The organism is Trueperaceae bacterium (assembly GCA_031581195.1).
In the GTDB taxonomy this organism is placed as follows: domain Bacteria; phylum Deinococcota; class Deinococci; order Deinococcales; family Trueperaceae; genus SLSQ01.
In genome coordinates, this window is the sequence record JAVLCF010000091.1 from 5,381 (window position 1) to 9,267 (window position 3,887).

Genomic DNA, 3,887 nt, shown 5'->3' on the forward strand with positions numbered 1-3,887 from the left:
GCGGCCTGGTGCGCCTGGGTCGCGGTATCGCGGACGCCCTCGAGGAAGAAATCGAGCCAGGCCTCCCAGGCGCCCTCGGTGCGGACGCGTTGGAGCCGGTCGTAGTACACGGCACGGTGACGTTTGAAGTAGAGGCTGAGGTAGAGACTCGGTTCGCGAAGCGCGTCGTCGTGGCACAACGACAACGTCACGAGGAGTCGCCCGAGCCGCCCGTTCCCGTCGAGGAACGGGTGGATGGTCTCGAATTGCACGTGCGCGATCGCCGCTTTGACCAACGGCGGCGTGTACGTACCTTCGTCGTGCAGGAACCGTTCGAGGTCATCGACCAGGTCGGGAACGAGGGGAGGGGGCGGGGGAACGAAGACCGCGTTCGACGGGCGCGTCCCCCCGACCCAGTTCTGGGTGCGCCGGAACGCGCCCGGTGCCTTGTCGGCGCCACGCCCCCCCGACAAGAGGATCCCGTGGGCTTCGCGAAGGAGTCGCGCCGAAAGCGGAAACCCGTCCTCACGAAGCCGCCGTAGGCCGTGGCGGAGCGCCGCGACGTAGTTCGAGACCTCCTCGACGTCGTCGACGGGGACGCCAGGGGCTTCGTCGATCTCGAACAGGAGGAGATCGGCAAGCGAGGACTGCGTGCCCTCGATCTGCGACGAGAGGAGCGCCTCCTTGCGTACGTGCCCGTACAGGAGCAGAGCCGGGTCGGGGAGGAGGGCGTCGATCCCGTCGAGCCGCCCGAGAGCGCGGTTGGCGGCCTCCAGGGCGCCGAGACGTCGACCCGTGAGGTCGACCGGAGGGTCCACCGGCAGGCGCGGGGGCACGAAGGCCCGCACCGTTTCCCCCGCGACGGGGTGCTCCACGTGCGTTCCGATGCGCCCGTTCGTCGGGCCACGCAGGGTCGGATCTCCAGAGGCCACGCTCACTATGTAAGCATATGGCGAAATGCTTTCATAGCGCGCGGCGCTATGAGCGAGCGCTTTCAGATCCCCCCGCACCCCCTCCCGACGCCAGGAACTTCGCCAGGATGACGTTGTCGTCCTCGCCGTCCGCGTCGCGGATCTGGCGCCGCTCCCGGCCCTCCTCGGCGTAGCCCTCCGCCGCATACAGCGCGAGGGCGGCGGCGTTCGAGGCGCGGACGTCCAGCCGCAGCTTCGCCACCCCGACCCGCCGGGCCCACGGCTCCACCGCCCGCAACAGGGCGCGCCCCACGCCCCGGCGGCGCGCGGCGGGCGCCACCGCCAGGGTGAGGCTGGCGACGTGCGCCAAGCGCGGGAGCGCGTACCGGCGGGCCTCGAGCCACCCGAGCAGCGCCTCGTCGTCCGCGCCGGGCGGCGCGACCGCCACCCCGAACCAGAGGCGGGTCGCGTCGAGCGCCCGCAGCTTGCGGCGCAGTTCGCCCGCCGTCGGCCCGACGTCGCCGACGAACCAGCGGTGCTCGGCGTAGATGCCCTCCATCAACGCCGCCAACGCCGGCGCGTCGTCCGGCCGGGCGGGACGGATCGCGAAGGGGGCTCCGGAGCTCACGCCATGCACGCCGCGAGGGTACCCGCAGGCCGGGGGCGGGGTGCGGCGCCCCACCCCGGGCCGCCGCCCCGCGAACGTCGCCGGGTCCGCGGAGTGGACCCCAGGGGCGGGGGTAGGCTCTCGCGACCGCGGGCCGTCCGCCCGCCAGGAGGAGCCACGTGCAACGACGCATTTCCGCCGAATCCGTGACCGAAGGGCATCCCGACAAGCTGGCCGACCGGATCAGCGACGCGGTGCTCGACGAGATCCTGCGGCACGACGCCGACGCCCGCGTCGCCGCGGAGACGATCCTGACGACCGGCCTCGCGTTGATCGCCGGCGAGATCCGCTGCGACGGCTACGTCGACCTGCAGGGCATCGTCCGCGACACGGTCCGCGAGGTCGGCTACACCGACGCCGGGTACGGCTTCGACGCCGACTACTCCAGCGTCCTGATCGCCATCAACGAACAGTCGCCCGACATCGCGCAGGGGGTCGACGCCGCCCAGGAGTCCACGTCGGGGCACGCCTTCGATCGCATCGGGGCGGGCGACCAGGGCCTCATGTTCGGCTACGCGACCGACGAGACGCCGGAGTTGATGCCGCTGCCGATCACCCTCGCGCACCGCATCACCCGCCGCCTCGCCGCGGTCCGCAAGGACGGCACCCTGCCCTACCTGCGACCCGACGGCAAGGCGCAGGTGACGGTCCTGTACGACGGCGACCAACCGGTCGGCCTCGACGCCGTCGTGGTCTCCGCGCAGCACGACGACGACGTCGCGCTCGACGCCCTGAAGGCCGACGTCGTCGAGCACGTCGTCCGGCCCGTCGTGCCCGAGGGGATGCTGAGCGACGCGACGCACCTGTTCATCAACCCCACCGGCCGCTTCGTGATCGGCGGGCCGCAGGGGGACGCCGGCCTGACCGGCCGCAAGATCATCGTCGACACGTACGGCGGCGCCGCCCCGCACGGCGGCGGGGCGTTCAGCGGGAAGGACGCGACGAAGGTCGACCGCTCCGCGTCGTACTACGCCCGCTACGTCGCGAAGAACCTCGTCGCCGCCGGCCTCGCCCGCCGGGCGCAGGTGCAGTTGGCGTACGCGATCGGGGTCGCCCGGCCGGTCGGCGTGTACGTCGATACCTTCGGGACCTCGCGCCTGAGCGACGACACGCTGGCGCGCATCGTGTGGGAGGTCTTCGACGCCCGCCCCGCCAGCATCATCGAGCAGCTCGACCTGCAGCGCCCGATCTACGTCCCCACCAGCAGCTACGGGCACTTCGGGCGCGACGGCTTCCCGTGGGAGGCCACCGACCGCACCGAGGCGCTCCGCGCGCTGGCCGACGGCGCCGCCTGACCCCCCGGGGTCCACCCCCCCGTTTCCACGCCCCCGCCTCCACCCCGTTCGCCCCCCGCCCGCCCCCGTCCCGGGGCCGGACGGGGGGCGGACGCCGTCCGTCGCGCGCCCGGGACGCCTGTGATACAACCGCGCCATGCCCCGCATCGTGATGGGAAACCGCGACGGCGCGGAAGCCCTCCGGCAAGCCCGCGCGGTCCTCGCCGAACTCACCGACGAGTGGCCGGACGTGCCGATCGTGCAACGCACGATCCCCGGCGACGCGCCCGACACGCTGCCCACCGCGCTCCTCGAGGAACGCGTCGGCCTCGCCGTCGGCGCGGTCGACCGGCTCCCCGCGCAGCTGCCCGACGGCGTCCTCCTCGCCGCGGTCGCGCGGCGGCAGGAGGCGCGCTGCGCACTCGTCAGCCGCAACGACCGGACGTTCGACGCCCTCGAGGCGGGGATGCGCGTCGAAACCCGCGCGGGGCGCGACGAAGCGCTGCTGCGGGCGCTCCGGCCGGACCTCGACGTCGCGCCGTTCGACGACGCCCTCGACGACGCCCTCGCGCGCCTCACGCGCGAGGAGGTGCACGCCCTGCTGCTGCCCGCGACGACGTTGCGGGTGCTGGATCACGGCAACCGCGCGAACGTGCTGCTCGACCCCGAGGTCGTCCCGCCCGCCCCGGGCCAGGGCGCCCTGGGCGTCCTCGTGCGCGACGGCGACGACGAAGCGGCGGAGTTGGCGTACACGCTGCACCACCGCCCCTCGTTCGACCGCGTCCGCGCCGAGCGGGCCTTCGCCGCCGCCCTCCCCGACCGGCCGGTCGGGGCGCTCGCCACGGTCAGCGACGACGGGGACCTCACCCTGTTCGGGGCGGTCGCCCACGCCGGGCGGGTGCTGCAGGCCCGCACGACCGGCGACGCCGCGGAAGCGGCGTCGCTCGGGGCGGAGCTGGCGCAGGACGTCGCGGCGCAGCTGGACGCGTTGGGGTGACTCAGGGGCGGGCGGTGAGCCCGCCCCCCTCCGCCATGCGGCGGAAGACGTCGCTTTCG

Annotated in this window: 4 protein-coding genes; 2 read left to right on the plus strand and 2 right to left on the minus strand. The window is 73.9% G+C overall.

Translation table 11 applies throughout. From position 1 onward, the window contains the following. Both RI554_08805 and RI554_08810 read right to left on the minus strand, forming a co-directional pair. Positions 1-854 (minus strand): Fic family protein (locus RI554_08805; GenBank protein ID MDR9392110.1); only part of this gene is annotated, 854 nt, incomplete at its 3' end. 103 nt (positions 855-957) lie between these two features. After that, positions 958-1,527 (minus strand): GNAT family N-acetyltransferase, encoded by a 570-nt coding sequence (locus RI554_08810; GenBank protein MDR9392111.1) that lies wholly within the window; start codon positions 1,525-1,527, stop codon positions 958-960. A gap of 149 nt (positions 1,528-1,676) precedes the next feature. On the opposite strand from RI554_08810, the gene metK reads away from it, so the two are divergent. Both metK and RI554_08820 read left to right on the plus strand, forming a co-directional pair. Continuing rightward, positions 1,677-2,852 carry a methionine adenosyltransferase gene (gene metK, locus RI554_08815; protein MDR9392112.1) on the plus strand — a complete coding sequence of 392 codons (1,176 nt, stop codon included), beginning with the start codon at positions 1,677-1,679 and terminating at the stop codon, positions 2,850-2,852. Between the two features lie 136 nt (positions 2,853-2,988). Continuing rightward, complete coding sequence (locus RI554_08820; GenBank protein MDR9392113.1) at positions 2,989-3,828, plus strand: hypothetical protein; 840 nt, start codon at positions 2,989-2,991, stop codon at positions 3,826-3,828. The last annotated feature ends 59 nt before the right edge of the window (positions 3,829-3,887 follow it).